The organism is Mycobacterium asiaticum, assembly GCF_001673365.1.
GTDB classification, from domain to species: Bacteria; Actinomycetota; Actinomycetes; order Mycobacteriales; family Mycobacteriaceae; genus Mycobacterium; species Mycobacterium asiaticum_A.
The window spans coordinates 19845-35147 of record NZ_LZLS01000195.1 but is presented as its reverse complement, the minus strand read 5'-3'; the positions used below and the strand labels follow the sequence as shown (position 1 = coordinate 35147).

Here is a 15303-nt window from a genome sequence, read left to right as displayed (position 1 = left end):
CGCGACCTTGCGCAAACACAAAGGCGCCCTGGAACGCATTGTCCCAGGGCGCTTTTGCTGCTGCTCGCGCTACCGCTACGTCAGCGAGTCCGGCGGCAAGAAGCGCTCGCCGTACTTCTCGGCCAACTCGCGGGCCCGGGCCACAAAGGCTTCCTTGCCGCGGCCGAGCGGACCCTCGTAGCCCACGATGTACTGCGCGCTTCCACCGGTCCACGGCGGGAAGCCGATGCCCATGATCGATCCGATGTTGGCGTCGGCCGTCGACGTCAGCACGTTCTCGTCCAGGCACTTCTGGGTTTCCAGCGCCTCGGCGAACAACATCCGGTCGATCATGTCCTGCAGCGGCGGCTCCGCGGAACCGGACTTGAACGTCTCCCGCAGGCCCGGCCACAATCCGGACCGCTTGCCCTCGGGGTACTCGTAGAAGCCGGCGCCCTTCAAACGCCCGGAACGGCCGAGCTCGATCATCTTTTCCACCACGGCTTCGGCCGGGTGCGGCTCGTACTTCCCGCCCGCATCTTCGACGCCCTTGCGAGTGGCGAGGGCGATCTTGTGCATCAGCTCGAGGTTGAGCTCGTCGGACAGCTGCAGCGGCGGAGCGGGGTATCCCGCCTGCGAACCGGCCTGCTCGATCGACGCCGGCTCCACACCCTCACCGAGCATCGCCAACGCTTCGTTGACGAAGGTGCCGATGACGCGCGAGGTGAAGAAGCCGCGGCTGTCGTTGACCACGATCGGGGTCTTGCCGATGGCCAGGGTGTAGTCGAACACCCGCGCCAGCGCCTCGTCAGAGGTCTTCTCGCCCTTGATGATTTCCACCAGCGGCATCTTGTCGACCGGCGAGAAGAAGTGGATCCCGATGAAGTCCTCTTGGCGCTTGACGCCGGTCGCCAGACCGGTGATCGGCAGCGTCGAGGTGTTGGAACCCAGGACCGCGTTGGGCTCGACGACGTCCTCGATCTCCTGGAACACCTTGTGCTTGAGTTCCTGGTTCTCGAAGACGGCTTCGATGACGAAGTCGACGCCCTTGAGGTCAGCGGGGTCGGCGGCCGGAGTGATCCTCGCTAGGAGCGCTTCGCTCTTCTCCTTCGTGGTACGGCCGCGCTCGAGCGCCTTGGCTTCCAGCTTCTCGGAGTAGCCCTTGCCCTTCTGAGCAGCCTCCAACGAGACGTCCTTGAGCACCACGTCGTAGCCGGCCTTGGCCGAGACGTAAGCGATACCGGCGCCCATCATCCCGGCGCCGAGCACACCGATCTTGTTGATCTTGACCGGCTCGATGCCGTCGGGCCGCGAACCACCGTTGTTGATGGTCTGCAGGTCGAAGAAGAACGCCTGGATCATGTTCTTGGCGACCTGGCCGGTGACCAGCGAGGCGAAGTAGCGGCTCTCGATGCGGCTGGCGGTGTCGAAGTCCACCTGCGCACCCTCGACCGCGGCGGACAGAATCGCCTTGGGCGCGGGCATAGGTGCACCCTTGAGCTGCTTGCGCAACAGCGCCGGGAACGACGGCAGGATGGACGCCAACCCCGGCGACGACGGGGTACCGCCGGGCATCTTGTAGCCCTTCTTGTCCCACGGCTGCTCGTGCGAGTCCGGGTTGGCCTTGATCCAAGCCTTGGCGGCCGGCACCAATTCCTCGACCGTCGGCAGCAATTCGTCGACCAGTCCGATTTCCTTGGCCTTCGCCGGCTTGAACCGGGTGCCCTGGGACAGGATGTTCACGAACGCGTTCTGGATGCCGAACATCCGCACCGTCCGGGTCACACCGCCACCACCGGGCAGCAGGCCCAGGGTCACCTCGGGCAGACCGAGCTGGCTGCCTTTGACGTCGGCGGCGATGCGGTGGTGGCAGGCCAGTGCGATTTCCAGACCGCCACCGAGGGCCGCCCCGTTGATCGCGGCGACGACGGGCTTGCCCAGCGTCTCCAGCGTGCGCAGCTGCTTTTTGACCGTCTCGACGGTGTCGAAGGACTGGCCAGCGTCCTCGGGCCCGGCCTGGATCATCGACGTCAGGTCACCACCGGCGAAGAAGGTCTTCTTGGCGCTGGTGATCACCACACCGGTGATCGAATCCTTCTCGGCGACAAGGCGTTCCACTGCCTTGCCCATCGACTCGATGTAGGCCTCGTTCATGACGTTGGCCGACCCCGACGGGTCGTCCAGGGTCAGGGTGACGATGCCGTCGTCGTCCTTGTCCCACTGAATTGTGTTGTCAGCCATTGCTGTTCGAAACCTCTCAGACTCGTTCAATGATCGTCGCGACACCCATGCCGCCGCCAATACAAAGCGTGACCAACGCGCGCTGGGCGTTGCGCCGCTCCAGCTCGTCGACCATGGTGCCCAGGATCATGGCGCCGGTGGCGCCCAACGGGTGACCCATCGCAATGGCGCCGCCGTTGACGTTGAGCTTCTCGTCCGGGATGTTGAGGTCCTTCTGGAACTTCAGCACCACCGAGGCGAATGCCTCGTTCAGTTCGAACAGGTCGATGTCGTCGACGGTCAGGCCCGCCCGGTCCAGCACCTTCTTGGTGGCCGGGGTCGGGCCGGTCAGCATGATCACCGGGTCGGCACCGCTGGTCGCGGTGGCAACGATGCGCGCACGCGGGGTCGCGTTGATGGCCGCCCCAGCCTTTTCCGAACCGATCATGACCAGCGCGGCGCCGTCGACGATGCCCGAGGAGTTGCCACCGGTGTGGACGTGGTCGATCTTCTCGACGTAGTGGTACTTCTGCAGCGCCACGTCGTCGAACCCGCCCATGGCCGCCAGCGCCTCGAAGGCCGGCTTCAGCTTGCCCAGGCCTTCCTTGGTGGTGTCGGGGCGCATGTGCTCGTCGTGGTCGAGGATCAGCAGACCGTTCTGGTCGCGGACCGGCACCACGGACTTGGCGAAGTAGCCGCCTGACCACGCCTCGGCGGCCTTCTCCTGGCTGCGCAGCGCGTAGTTGTCCACATCGTCACGAGAGAAGCCCTCGATCGTGGCGATCAGGTCGGCACCGATTCCCTGCGGCACGAACATCACGTCGTAGTTGGTGGCCGGGTCCAGTCCCATAGCGCCGCCGTCGGAGCCCATCGGCACACGGCTCATCGACTCCACGCCGCCGGCCAGCACCAGGTCGTCCCAGCCGGAACGCACCTTCTGTGCGGCGGTGTTGACGGCTTCGAGGCCGGATGCGCAGAACCGGTTGAGCTGGACGCCGCCGGAGGTGACCGGCATTCCCGAGGCCAGCACCGCGGCGCGGGCGATGTCGCCGCCCTGGTCACCGACGGGCGAGACGCAACCCAGGATGACGTCGCTGATCAGGTTCTCGTCGAGGTCGGGGTTGCGCTTGCGCAGCTCCTCGATCAAACCTACGACCAGGCTCAATGGCTTGACTTCGTTCAGCGAGCCGTTACGTTGCTTGCCGCGCGGCGTGCGGATGGCCTCATAGATGAAGGCTTCTTCGGACATGTCGATTTCCTGTTCCAAAAGGGAGGGTTTGGACCGCCTTTAAGATTAGGTCCAGGTAAAGAACCCTAACAGGGTCCTCGGCCAACCTGTTGGTTGGGCGGGCAGCCGCAGGTCAGAGCGCGCTCAGCCACGCCGAGCGTCACGCTGGCGTGGTCCTGGACGCCCAATGCCACGCCAGCGTGACGTTCGCACGCGCCTTAAGCTCGTCCACCATGACGGTGCGAGGGCTGCAGCCATACGCGACCACGGTGTTTGCCGAGATGTCGGCGCTGGCCGCGCGCATCGGCGCGGTGAACCTCGGCCAGGGCTTTCCCGACGAGGACGGCCCGTCGGAGATGCTCCAAGCCGCCCAGCAAGCCATCGCCGACGGCGTCAATCAATACCCCCCCGGCCTGGGCATCGCGCCGCTACGTCAGGCCATCGCCGCGCAACGGCAGCGCCACTTCGGCATCGAATACGACCCGGACTCCGAGGTGCTGGTCACCGTCGGCGCCACCGAAGCGATCGCCAGCGCGGTACTGGGCCTGGTCGAACCCGGCTCCGAGGTCCTGATGATCGAGCCGTTCTACGACTCCTACTCCCCGGTCGCGGCAATGGCCGGCGCGCACCGGGTGACGGTGCCGCTGGTCGCCGATGGGCGTGGCTTCGCGCTGGACGTCGACGCACTGCGAAACGCGGTGACGCCCCGCACACGTGCCATGATCGTCAACTCGCCGCACAACCCCACCGGAACCGTGCTGAGCAGCTCCGAACTTCAGGCGATCGCCGAAATAGCAGTGGCGGCAGACCTTTTGGTGATCACCGATGAGGTGTATGAGCATTTGGTCTACGACAGCTACCGTCACCTGCCGCTGCCCGCCTTCGAGGGTATGGCAGCACGCACGATCACCATCTCGAGTGCGGCCAAGATGTTCAACTGCACCGGCTGGAAGATCGGATGGGCTTGCGGCCCTGCAGAACTCATCGCCGGGGTGCGTGCGGCCAAGCAATACCTGAGCTATGTCGGTGGGGCGCCATTCCAGCCCGCGGTGGCCCTGGCGCTAGACACCCAGGACAGTTGGGTTGGGAGACTGCGTAGTTCGCTGCAGGCCCGACGCGATCGTCTGGCGTCCGCACTGACCGAGATCGGCTTCGCGGTGCACGACAGCCACGGCACCTATTTCCTATGCGCCGATCCACGTCCGCTGGGCTATGACGACAGCACCGCGTTCTGTGCGGCATTGCCCGAAAAAGTCGGCGTGGCGGCCATCCCCCTGTCGGCATTCCTGGACCCGGCCGGCAAACACACAGAACTGTGGAACCACCTGGTGCGCTTCACTTTTTGCAAACGCGACGACACCCTCGACGAGGCGATCAACCGACTGGCCGCGCTCAGAGACAACGCGGGGTAGTCCCCATCACCCGACGGCGCAGGCCCTCGGTCGCGGCATCGAGGATCTTCTTGCGGGCCCGGTTGACTAGGAATTCTGGCAGGGGTACCGATGGCTCGAGCGTGATCGTGAACCGCACCCGCGTCTTGTCGTCGGCCTCCCGACTCAAGTTGTATTCACCGTGCTGAGCGTGTTGCTGCTTGGTCTTCTTGGCATCCCAGACCACCCAGTCCGAGCCCCAGTGGTATTCCAGCAGTTCCCGGTCGACGATGCCGACCACCTTGATGACGACCTTGACGAATCGCGGACGGCCGTTCGGCCAGGTTTCTACTACTTCGGCCCGCTTATGTACCGACGACCACGACGGCACCGCCGCCATGTCGGCAAGTGCGTCGATGATCACGTCCGGCGAAGCGTCTATCACGACTTCGCGAGATGCTTGTATTGCCACTGCTCTTCAAACTAGCAATCAGTTATCGGTCGGCGGGTCGTGATGTGTCCTGTCCCGAGATCTCGCCCATCACACGCTCCTGCAGGCCTTTGACCGCGGCATCCATGATGTGCTCGCTGGCCCGACGGACGACAAATCCGGGAATCGGTCCCGACGGTTCCACCGTGAGATCGAACCGCACCCGTGTCTTGTCGAGCCCCTCGGGCGTGAGGTTGTACTCGACATGTTGCCCATGCTGCTGGGCAGTCTTGTCTGCGTCCCATACCACCCAGTCCCGGCCCCAGTGATATTCAAGGATCTCTTTGTCGACCAGACCCATGATCTTGACCGTCGCCTTCACGTGGTGAGGCCGCCCGTCGGGGTAATAGTCGATCACTTCGACGCTTTTATGCAGGGGCGACCAAGACGTCAGGTTGCTGACGTCTGCCAGCGCCTCCATGACCACTTCCTGGGGCGCATCGAGGACGAATTCTCGTGATGCTTTTACGGCCACCGAGTTCAAGCTAGCAACGCTGCAGCGCGCTCGGGCGCTGTTGGAGCAAATAGTCGCTTACCACCCGATTTCGTCGAGCGCGGTGGTCCTGGCCGGCGGCGCACCAACCGGTCCGGCCGCGGTGCGCGAGAACCGGGGCGCCGGCGCGGCCTGTTGGACACCATGCGCGGTGATCACGGTGGAACGTCTCGTCAGATGCGCGTCGTTGGCTGCTTCATGCCAGGTCAGCACCGGCGTCACGCAGGCGTCGGTGCCGGCGAAAACCTTCGCCCACTCGTCGCGGGTGCGACTGGCGAACTTCTCGGTGAACAACTCGCGCATGCGCGGGAACTCGGCGACGTCCGACTGCCGGGGCACCTCATCGGCCGCCAAGCCAAGCCCGGCCAGCAACGCGGCGAAGAATTGGGGCTCGATGGCGCCGACGGCCATGTACTTGCCGTCGGCGGTCTCGTAGCAGCCGTAGAACGGGGCGCCGCCGTCGAGCAGGAACGACTCGCGCTCGTCGCGCAGCGCACCGGTCGACTTCATCGTCCACATCATCTGGGCCAGCACGCTGACCCCGTCCACCATCGCGGCGTCGATCACCTGGCCCCGGCCCGAACGTTCCCGTTCGTACAGGGCGGCGACGATACCCAGCAGCACCAGCATCGAGCCGCCGCCGAAATCGGCCACCAGGTTCAGCGGCGGCATAGGCGGTCGGTCGCGGTAACCGAGCGACGACATGGCGCCGGTCTGGGACAGGTAGTTGATGTCGTGACCCGCCGTGGTGGCCAGCGGCCCGTCCTGCCCCCAGCCGGTGATGCGCGCATAGATCAGCCGGGGGTTGACCGACGCGCAGTCGTCGGGGCCGATGCCGAGACGCTCACAGGTACCGGGCCGGAAACAGTCCAGCAGCACGTCGGCTTTCGTCGCCAACTCCAGCAGCAGCCCGGGTTGCGCCTTGATGTCCAGGTCGACGATTCGCTTGCCGCGGTGCAGGAGATCGCGGTCCTCGGCAGGCATTCGAAGGCCGGTCTTATGGTGGCGACCCGCTTCGCCCGGCTCCGCCGCGCTCGCGATCGCCACGGCCCGATGGTGGCGACCCGCTTCGCCCGGCTCCGCCGCGCTCGCGATCGCCACGGCCTTCCGACGCACCCGCACCACGTCGGCGCCCAAATCGGCAAGCACCATTCCGGCGTGTGGTCCCGGCCCGATGCCGCCCAGTTCGATGACCCGCACCCCGGCCAGCGGACCCTCACCGACCACGCGGCTACTTAACCCTTCTTCACCTTCAGCACGCGGTTCCGCAGATCCTTCGTGGCCGAGTCGATCGTCCCCTTGACGGCCCGCTTGAGCACGAAGCCGGGCAGCGGCACATTCGGATCCGCGAGGAGGTCGAACTTGACCAGGGTGGAGTCCCCCTTGGGAACGAGGACGTACTTTCCGTCCTGGGCCTTCTGTTGGGCCGAACTGACCAACTCCCAACTCACTTGGTTGTCGCCCCACGTGTAGGCGACCACTTGTTCGTCGGTGATCCCCGCGACTTTGACCTTCATCTTGACCTTGCTGGGACGCCCGTCGGCTCCGGTCTCGAGGATCTCGGCGCTCTGATGCGGTTCGGACCACTCGGGCATCGCCTCAAAATCGGCGATGACATCCAGGATCTCCTCGGGACTGGCTTCGATGACGATCTCGCGGGATTCTTTGATTGCCATGGCCCGCACGATATCGCGGGAATGCCTCCGCGGAATAGTCTCTTTTGCGCGTACGGTCGATTGCGTGACTGAACCCGTCTATACCGTCGGCGATTTCCTCCTCGACCGGCTTGCCGAACTCGGCGTCACCGAGATTTTCGGAGTGCCCGGCGACTACAACCTGGCGTTCCTCGACCACATCGTGGCCCACCCGAAGCTGCGCTGGGTCGGTAACGCCAACGAACTGAACGCAGGTTATGCCGCCGACGGGTACGGCCGGCTGCGTGGTTTGTCCGCTGTGGTAACGACATTCGGCGTGGGTGAACTGTCCGCTACCAACGCGATCGCGGGAAGTTTCGCCGAACACGTACCCGTAGTGCACATCGTCGGCGGCCCTTCCAAGGACGCTCAGGCCACCCGACGGGCGTTGCACCATTCCCTCGGCGACGGCGACTTCGAGCACTTCTTCCGGATCAGTCGCGAAATCACTTGCGCCCAAGCTAATCTCATGCCTGCAACGGCCTGCCGTGAGATCGACCGAGTGCTCAGCGAGGTGCGAGAGCAGAAGCGGCCCGGCTACCTTCTGCTGTCCACCGACGTCGCGCGCTTCCCCACCGAACCGCCCAGCGCGCCGCTGCCCCGCTACACCGGCGGCACCAGCCCGCGGGCGTTGACGATGTTCACCGAAGCTGCCGCCAAACTGCTCGGTGACCAGCAGCTGACCGTGCTCGCCGATCTGTTGGTTCATCGCCTGCAGGCGGTCCCCGAACTCGAAGCTCTGCTGGCGGCCGACGTGGTGCCGCACGCAACGTTGATGTGGGGCAAGAGCTTGCTCGACGAGAGCTCACCCAACTTCCTCGGTATCTATGCCGGAGCTGCCAGCGCCGAACGGGTGCGTACCGCGATTGAACAGGCCCCGGTGCTGGTGACGGCCGGGGTGGTGTTCACCGACATGGTCAGCGGCTTCTTCAGCCAGCGCATCGACCCGACCCGCACCATCGACATCGGCCAGTACCAGAGCAGCGTGGCCGACGAAGTGTTCGCGCCACTGGAAATGACTGCCGCGCTGACGGCACTGACCGCAATCCTCACCGAGCGCAACGTCAGTTCGCCGGCCGTCGCGCCGCCGCCAACCGAGCCGCCGCGACCCACGCCCGCGCGCGACGAACCGCTCACCCAGTCGATGGTCTGGGACCGGCTCTGCTCCGCACTGACGCCAGGAAACGTGGTGTTGGCCGATCAGGGGACTTCGTTTTACGGGATGGCCGATCACGTCCTTCCCCAGGGCGTCACGTTCATCGGCCAACCCCTTTGGGGCTCAATCGGTTACACCTTGCCTGCAGCGTTCGGCGCGGCGGTCGCCCATCCCGATCGCCGCACGGTGCTGCTGATCGGCGACGGCGCCGCGCAGTTGACCGTGCAGGAACTGGGCAGCTTCTCGCGCGAGGGGCTCTCCCCCGTCATCGTGGTGGTCAACAACGACGGCTACACCGTCGAGCGGGCGATCCATGGCGAAACAGCTCCGTACAACGACATTGTGGCGTGGCGCTGGACCGACGTGCCCAACGCCCTGGGGGTAGCGAATCACCTGACGTTTCGGGCGCAGACCTATGGCGAACTCGACGAGGCGCTCACCGCGGCCGCCGAGCACCAGGACCGGATGGTGTTCGTCGAAGTAGTGCTGCCACGGCTCGAAATCCCGCCGTTGCTAGGGCAACTCGTCGGGCCTATGCAGCCGAAGGCACACTGAGCCTGTCGTGCTCGACGACGTGATGATGGCCCGCACGGTGCGACGGCAGCGCCCACAATCGGCCCCCGCGCCGCACGCCGACGCGACCTGATTGGTCGTCGTCGCCCCGTCCGCTACCGCGTCGGCGACCATCTGACTGGTGATGCCGTAGCACAGGCACACGAACATCGGTCAGTCCGCGTCGATCCGCATCATGTCGAAAAACCGGCCGACGAACAGCGGCGGATAGGCGCCCACTCCCGCGCCACCGCGCATCCACTGCGCGGTGGCGTCCGGGTGGTCGATCCACTGCCGCGCGCCCTCCTCGTCGGGAAACTCCTGCAGAATCAGCACTTCCTGAGCATCGTCGAAAGCCTGGAAAACCCAGGTCTTTCGGACACCGGCAGCGGCGAAGCGGTCCATCGCCAGCCTGACCTCGGCGCCCAACGTGGACACGTCGTCCACCGATGCGAACGCGGCCAGCACCACACCGGGGGCTTTCGGGACCGCCAGCGGTGTGGCAACGAAACGCTCCACGATCTCACCGGCGAACACCGCCGGGATGTCTTCAACGCCGGCCTCGTCAAACCAGTCGAAGAAGACTCGTGAGCGCAGCAGTTCCACGATGGGCTCGCGGCTGTGCACGCCGATCATCACCAGGACGCGCCCGTAGTCATGTGTCGAGGCGTAGACCAGAACGTGGTGAGCACCGATGTCGGCGAGAGCCTCGCGATTGCGTTCCAACAACGGCCACACCCGGGTCGGATCCGGAATCCGGTAATCCGACGCGATCACCATCGAATGAATGTCGCCGTCGCTCATCGCACCCCTACGCCGGATTGAACTGCGAAATAAGCCACTTCCCATCGGCTTTCGTCAACGTGACCAGCACGCTGCTGGATGTCATCGTCGGCTCCGGCCGGTCCTTGCTCTGGGTGCTCTGGTTGACGAACAACAGCACGATCGCCGAGTCAGGGTGGAACTCGGTCAGCGCGGCCCGCAGCACTACCGCGGTAGTTTTCACCGCTTTCTGTTTGGCTGCCGGAGCGACGATCTGTTGGGTGAACTGGTCGTAGTACGACAGAAAATCGCCGGTCAAATGCGATCTGGCGGTGGAGAAGTCGTGCTCGAGAGTGTCGGGCGCATACGACAGGATGGCTACCGTTCCATCGCTGGCAGCCGTGATCGCCGCCTTCGCCGCGTCGGCGTTGACCGCGCGATCAGGTTGGTAGGAGAACCAGAACAGCCAGCCCAGCACGCCCAGCGACACGACCACCAACAGGGCCAGTGCGCCGACACCGATCTTGCCCCAGAGTCGACTTGTCTTGCCCGGTGACCGCTTCGGGCGACGGGTGAAGCGCCGCAGCCGTCCCGGCGGTGCCTTCTCGACGTCCGCTGTGGCTTCGGCCTCTTCGGTCTGAGCGGCTTCGGTTTCCTCGATGTCGTCGGCGACAGGCGCTTTCTCTACCGTCACGGGACGAACTCCACTTTCGACATCTTGAGCTGGCCGCCGTCACGAGTGACCGTCACGATCAGCCGGTACTTCCGTGGATCCTGTTTGGCCCCAGCCGCATTGGTCACTTCCGAGGTGCTTGCGACCAAGACCACCGCGGAGTTGTCGGTCATCGTGTCGAGGTCGACCGCGGTGGCTTGGACGCTGCCTTGGGATATAACTTTGGATTCGGTGACGACGTTGGTGAAGTCGTCAGCCATCTTGAGGAAATCGTCCTTGAACGTTCCGGTGGAGACTTCCAGGATGTTCTGCACGCCCTGCTTGGCGTGTTGGAAGTCCAGTGACGTCAGGGTCACCACGCCTTGGCGCGCGGCTGCCGAGTACTCGGCGACTTGCGCGCGCTCGCGGACCGCTTTCTTGTGCAGCACGGCCATTTCCACGCTCGCCCCCAGCGCGACGAGAGCGACGACGACGGCAAGCACGGCCGCAACCGCGGACCATTTCGGACGCTTCAGCTGGGCGAGCCGAGGCCGGCCCGGTTCGTAAGATTCAGAAACCGGCTCTGTCGCCGTTGATTCCGGCTCAACGGCATCCGAACCATTGTCTGCCTCGGCAACTTCGGGCTCGGTGGCTTCCGCTTCGGCCGCAGGCTCCTTCTTCTCCAGCTCCACCTTCCGGGCGGTGCGCACCTCGGTCGCAACGGAATCCGCCGGTTTTGCCGACGCGCCCTGTCGGCCAGGCTTCTTGGCGTCGACGAGTTCGGCCTCGCGGCGCAACGCAATGGCGCGGGCACGAGCGCGGGCGGCGGCCGCAAGAGCTTCGGCTTCGGCGGCCTCAGCCTCGGCCTGCTCGGCCAGAGACCTCATTTCCGCGGCAGTGGGCGGGGTGTCGCCCTTGCTCACCGCGACCAACACCGTGTCCGGAGCATCGTGGCGGACCCCAGTCTCCGCTCACCGGTTCGAGAACGAGGCTGCTCGTTGCTCAATCTCCAAACTCCTCTGCCGCTTACCCGTCGCTGACACAACCCTCTGTGCCGCCGACGGTATCGGAACGAACCTATCCACTTATTCCGATGCCGCGCGGGATGCGCCGGGCGTCGCCGTGGGCCACCCTACTCGGCAGCGGCGAGAGCGCGCGACCATATCGGACGCGCAGCACCGTTCCCTTCGGGAGAACCCTCCGAGAGGCACATTATCACTCTTTGCCGCATCGGACCCCCGGCTTGCTGCAAACAACGGCCAGACACCGCGCACACGCAGTGGAAATAACATTCTCGTTTCGGGCATATCCGGGGCGCGCCGGGCCTAGCGAAGCAGGTCTTTGACCACCTTCCCGGTCGCGTTCAGCGGCAAGGCCTCGAGGAACTCCACCGATCGCGGCACCTTGAATCCGGCCATCTGATCGCGGCACCAGGCGATCAATTCATCACCGCCGACAGCGCCATTCTTGACGACAAAAGCCTTGCCGACCTGCCCGAGCCGATCGTCGGGCACCCCGATCACAGCTACCTGAGCGACCGCCGGGTGCTTCAGCAGGAAGCCCTCGATCTCGGCCGGGTAGGCGTTGAAGCCACCGACGATGAACATGTCCTTCTTGCGGCCGACGATGCGCAGCCGCCCCGAGTCGTCCAAACGTCCCAGATCTCCGGTGTGCAGCCAACCGTCGACGTCGATCGCTTCCGCTGTCGCGGCCGGATCGTCCAGATAGCCCTGCATGACCCCGTAACCGCGGACCAGCACCTCACCGTCATCAGCGACCCGCACCTCAACATCTGCACACGGCAGCCCGGCTGTTGTGGCCACGTCCTCGAAGGAGTCACCCGGCCTTGACAACGTCACGTTGCCCGCTTCGGTGAGACCGTAACCGGTCATCAGCGTTTGAAACGGCAGCTCGTCATGAATGCGCCGGACCAGTTCGACCGGAATGTCCGCGGCGCCGGTCACCGCTGCCCGCAGCGTCGCCAGCTTGCCCTTGTCGTGGATCGACAGCAGCGAGTGATAAAGCGTTGGCGGGCCGGGCAGCATCGTGACACGTTCGCGCGCAATAAGATCCACCACCGTATCCACATTGAAGACCGCCGCCGGCAACATGGTCGCGCCCCTCAAGAAGGACGTGACGAGCCCGGCCTTGAACCCGAATGTGTGGAAATAGGGGTTGATCTGCAAGTAGCGGTCGCCGTTGCGCAGGTCCGCCAGCGTTGCCCACTCCTCATACATGCGCAGCGTTTGACGATGGTTCATCATCGCGCCCTTCGGGCGTCCCGTGGTGCCCGAGGTGAAGATGATGTCGGAGATGTCGTCGCCACTCACCGGGCATTCGAATGGCGAACCGCTGGAAAGGAAATCGGATTTGAGGTCGATCAGCGGGATCCCGGCGGGTGACGAGTACTCCTGATCCAGGAACCCCGACTGGACCAGGACAGCCTTCACCCCGCTGCGGACGATGATGTCTTCGACCTCGGCGGGTTTGAAGCGGGTGTTGACCGGCACCAAAACGCCGCCCGCCGTGAGCAATCCGAAGGCCGCGACAATCCACTCGGCGCAGTTGGGCGCCCAGATGGCCACCCGATCGCCCTTGCCGATCCCAAGGCCAGCGTAAGCGCCTGCCGCACAACGGATTCGATCGACAACCTGGTTGAAGGTGTAGCGCAGCGGACCGTCCACGACCGCTTCCGCATCGCCGAAGCGGTCCGCCGCGCTCAAGACCATCTCGGGGATGGTTTGCCACGGGAGGGGGTCAGGCCTAATTGCCCGCCTCCTCCTCAGACCGCTGCGCGGTCTGCATCGTCACCGGGCCAGATCCGATTGCCCGCCTCCTCCTCAGACCGCTGCCCGGTCTGCATCGTCACCGGGCTCTACACCGTGACGAGGCGGCCGAGGTTGCCGCCCATGATCTTTGCCTGGTCGTCGACCGACAGGTGCGATAGCGCGTTGACGTAGAAAGTCGGCTCCGCCAACCCTTCTGGATGCGGCCAGTCCGATCCGTACAACACCTGGTCCACACCCACGAGGTTGATCAGGTCGTCGATGCCGTCCTCGAAGAACGGGCTGACGTGGATGCGGTTCTTGACCATCTCGACCGGGTCGCTCGGGAAAGCTTCCGGGGCCTTTCGGAATACCTCGGCCAGGCCGTCCGGCAACGGAGTCATCCACTTCGAACCGGCCTCGACGATCGCGACCTTCAGCTTCGGGTGGCGGTACAGCGCGCCGTGGATGACCCAAGAGCCCACCGCGTCCTGGATCGGCCGCCACTCGTTGAGGATGCCCATCGCATTGGTCTGGAACGGCAGCATCTCCTGTTCGGCGCCATCCCACTCCGAGGTGTACCGGGAGTAGCCGCTGTCACTGGAGTGCATGCCGACCAGCAGGTCGTACTCGACGACCCGCTCCCAGAACGGGTCGAACTCCGGCACCGCGAACGACCGCGGGCCGCGGAATCCGGGGACCGGAGCCGGGCGGACCAGGATGCAGCGGGCACCACGTTTGACCGCCCACTCCAGCTCCTCGATCGCCTTCTCGACGATCGGCAGGGTGATGACCGGCGTGGTGAAGATGCGGTTCTCGTAGTTGAAGCCCCACACCTCATGGAGCCACTCGTTGAGCGCATGGATCAGGACGTGGATGGCGACCGGGTCGTCACGCAGCCGTTCCTCGAGCAGGCTGGCCAGGGTCGGGAACATCAGGGTGCGGTCCAGACCCAGCTCGTTCATCTTTTCCAGCCGCGGTCCGGGCTCGAAGAAGGCCGGGATCGCGCGCATCGGCTCACCGAACAGCTCGCGCTTGCTCTTGCCGTCCGGGTTGCCGTACTTGAAGTACTCCTCCCAGGCGCCCGGCCGTGCGACTACCTCGAAGGTGGGGTTGGGAATGTAGTTGCTGATCTGACCCCGGATGGCGATCTTGGTGCGCCCGTTGATCTGTACGTACTGGACGTGGTTCTTGTACTCCTTGGGTAGGAACTGGGTGAGCGCCTCCGGCGGCTCGTAGAGGTGGTTATCCGCGTCAAAGATCGGAAACGGCACGTCCTCCCGATGCGACAACTGCCCCATGAAATCCTCCTTCGCAATTAGTGAGAATCATATTCTCTTACCCGAACGTTAGCAACGCCCGCCGAGCAGACGCAAAGGCACCCGTTCGGATCCGAAAAGAGGTACTTGTGCGTCTGCTCGCCGGTTCAGCAGGTCGCCTTGATCTTGAAGTCCGCGGCCACCGCTTCCGTCGGCTTGGCGGTCGTCGCTCCGTTGACCGTGCCCGAAATCAAGAAATTGCTGCCATCGAAACGGGTCTCGGCCGCGCCGCCCCCGCCGGGCGCAGCCGTCGTCGTACCGGTGAAACCGCCGAAGTTGTGGAAGCGCACGGAGACCGTCGTGGCCGGATGCTTGCGCTGGTCGATGACGACGGTCGCACCGGACTCGTCGTTGCCGAGTGCGATCGTTCGATACCACTCCTGCTGGTAGCACCGGACGACACCGGGGCGCACCTCGGTTCCGTTGACGGTCGCCGTCGCGGTACTGGCGAGTTGCCCCTGTGAGGGCGCACTGCAACCGCCGAGCGCGACCGCTGCGAACGCTGCCGCCATCACCGCCGCCGTCGCAGCCGACATTCGGTTCCGCACTGGCACCTCCTACACAACTTCTGCGACCTGCACCGATGATGCTATTCTCCGTCAGCGAGAATGCCAATATCGCTG

At 64.8% G+C, this 15303-nt stretch carries 15 protein-coding genes; 2 read left to right on the top strand and 13 right to left on the bottom strand.

What is annotated here, in order from left to right:
* Positions 1-75 precede the first annotated feature (75 nt).
* Complete coding sequence (locus A5634_RS22460; RefSeq protein WP_065146229.1) at positions 76-2220, bottom strand: 3-hydroxyacyl-CoA dehydrogenase NAD-binding domain-containing protein; 2145 nt, start codon at positions 2218-2220, stop codon at positions 76-78.
* A 16-nt stretch (positions 2221-2236) separates the two neighbouring features.
* The gene (locus tag A5634_RS22455) at positions 2237-3448 is read right to left on the bottom strand and encodes an acetyl-CoA C-acetyltransferase (RefSeq protein WP_065146228.1); all 1212 of its coding nucleotides are present in this window, start codon (positions 3446-3448) and stop codon (positions 2237-2239) included.
* A 212-nt stretch (positions 3449-3660) separates the two neighbouring features.
* Between A5634_RS22455 and A5634_RS22450 the strand changes: the two genes are divergently transcribed.
* On the top strand, positions 3661-4839 hold the full coding sequence (locus A5634_RS22450; protein ID WP_065146227.1) for a pyridoxal phosphate-dependent aminotransferase: 1179 nt from the start codon (positions 3661-3663) through the stop codon (positions 4837-4839).
* Here A5634_RS22450 and A5634_RS22445 read toward each other — a convergent pair.
* The 4 genes from A5634_RS22445 to A5634_RS22430 are packed head-to-tail and all read right to left on the bottom strand — an operon-like array spanning position 4820 to position 7456.
* Positions 4820-5269, bottom strand: coding sequence for an SRPBCC family protein (locus A5634_RS22445; RefSeq protein WP_081290594.1), 450 nt, complete (start codon positions 5267-5269; stop codon positions 4820-4822). The two genes, A5634_RS22450 and A5634_RS22445, sit on opposite strands and share 20 nt — an antisense overlap.
* A gap of 22 nt (positions 5270-5291) precedes the next feature.
* Positions 5292-5762: an SRPBCC family protein gene (locus A5634_RS22440; RefSeq protein ID WP_081290593.1), complete on the bottom strand. Its 471-nt coding sequence runs from the start codon at positions 5760-5762 to the stop codon at positions 5292-5294.
* Positions 5763-5819: 57 nt separating this feature from the next.
* Positions 5820-7007: a CaiB/BaiF CoA transferase family protein gene (locus A5634_RS22435; protein ID WP_155769666.1), complete on the bottom strand. Its 1188-nt coding sequence runs from the start codon at positions 7005-7007 to the stop codon at positions 5820-5822.
* Between the two features lie 8 nt (positions 7008-7015).
* Positions 7016-7456, bottom strand: a complete 441-nt coding sequence (locus tag A5634_RS22430) for an SRPBCC family protein (RefSeq protein WP_065146224.1) — start codon at positions 7454-7456, stop codon at positions 7016-7018.
* Between A5634_RS22430 and A5634_RS22425 the strand changes: the two genes are divergently transcribed.
* On the top strand, positions 7455-9185 hold the full coding sequence (locus A5634_RS22425) for an alpha-keto acid decarboxylase family protein (protein ID WP_081290592.1): 1731 nt from the start codon (positions 7455-7457) through the stop codon (positions 9183-9185). The two genes, A5634_RS22430 and A5634_RS22425, sit on opposite strands and share 2 nt — an antisense overlap.
* Here the strand turns inward: A5634_RS22425 and A5634_RS27680 are convergent.
* The 7 genes from A5634_RS27680 to A5634_RS22395 form a co-directional block, all read right to left on the bottom strand.
* Complete coding sequence (locus A5634_RS27680) at positions 9144-9353, bottom strand: (2Fe-2S)-binding protein (RefSeq protein WP_081290591.1); 210 nt, start codon at positions 9351-9353, stop codon at positions 9144-9146. The two genes, A5634_RS22425 and A5634_RS27680, sit on opposite strands and share 42 nt — an antisense overlap.
* Positions 9354-9356: 3 nt before the next feature.
* The gene (locus A5634_RS22420; protein WP_065146223.1) at positions 9357-9986 is read right to left on the bottom strand and encodes a fatty-acid--CoA ligase; all 630 of its coding nucleotides are present in this window, start codon (positions 9984-9986) and stop codon (positions 9357-9359) included.
* Positions 9987-9993: 7 nt separating this feature from the next.
* Positions 9994-10638, bottom strand: a complete 645-nt coding sequence (locus A5634_RS22415; protein WP_155769665.1) for a twin-arginine translocation pathway signal — start codon at positions 10636-10638, stop codon at positions 9994-9996.
* Positions 10635-11519 (bottom strand): hypothetical protein, encoded by an 885-nt coding sequence (locus tag A5634_RS22410; protein ID WP_081290596.1) that lies wholly within the window; start codon positions 11517-11519, stop codon positions 10635-10637. Before A5634_RS22410 ends, A5634_RS22415 begins: the two co-directional genes overlap by 4 nt.
* 402 nt (positions 11520-11921) lie before the next feature.
* A complete protein-coding gene (locus A5634_RS22405) occupies positions 11922-13325 on the bottom strand; it encodes a FadD3 family acyl-CoA ligase (RefSeq protein ID WP_065146222.1) in 1404 nt (467 codons plus the stop codon).
* A 146-nt stretch (positions 13326-13471) separates the two neighbouring features.
* Positions 13472-14662, bottom strand: coding sequence for an amidohydrolase family protein (locus tag A5634_RS22400; RefSeq protein WP_065146221.1), 1191 nt, complete (start codon positions 14660-14662; stop codon positions 13472-13474).
* 125 nt (positions 14663-14787) lie between these two features.
* On the bottom strand, positions 14788-15228 hold the full coding sequence (locus A5634_RS22395; RefSeq protein ID WP_065146220.1) for a lipoprotein LpqH: 441 nt from the start codon (positions 15226-15228) through the stop codon (positions 14788-14790).
* Between the last annotated feature and the right edge of the window lie 75 nt (positions 15229-15303).

Coding starts and splice junctions, on each gene's coding strand:
- A5634_RS22460 (WP_065146229.1), bottom strand. CDS start 2,220: ATGGCTGACAACACAATTCAGTGGGACAAGGACGACGACGGCATCGTC.
- A5634_RS22455 (WP_065146228.1), bottom strand. CDS start 3,448: ATGTCCGAAGAAGCCTTCATCTATGAGGCCATCCGCACGCCGCGCGGC.
- A5634_RS22450 (WP_065146227.1), top strand. CDS start 3,661: ATGACGGTGCGAGGGCTGCAGCCATACGCGACCACGGTGTTTGCCGAG.
- A5634_RS22425 (WP_081290592.1), top strand. CDS start 7,455: ATGGCCCGCACGATATCGCGGGAATGCCTCCGCGGAATAGTCTCTTTT.
- A5634_RS22430 (WP_065146224.1), bottom strand. CDS start 7,456: ATGGCAATCAAAGAATCCCGCGAGATCGTCATCGAAGCCAGTCCCGAG.
- A5634_RS27680 (WP_081290591.1), bottom strand. CDS start 9,353: ATGTTCGTGTGCCTGTGCTACGGCATCACCAGTCAGATGGTCGCCGAC.
- A5634_RS22420 (WP_065146223.1), bottom strand. CDS start 9,986: ATGAGCGACGGCGACATTCATTCGATGGTGATCGCGTCGGATTACCGG.
- A5634_RS22405 (WP_065146222.1), bottom strand. CDS start 13,325: ATGGTCTTGAGCGCGGCGGACCGCTTCGGCGATGCGGAAGCGGTCGTG.
- A5634_RS22400 (WP_065146221.1), bottom strand. CDS start 14,662: ATGGGGCAGTTGTCGCATCGGGAGGACGTGCCGTTTCCGATCTTTGAC.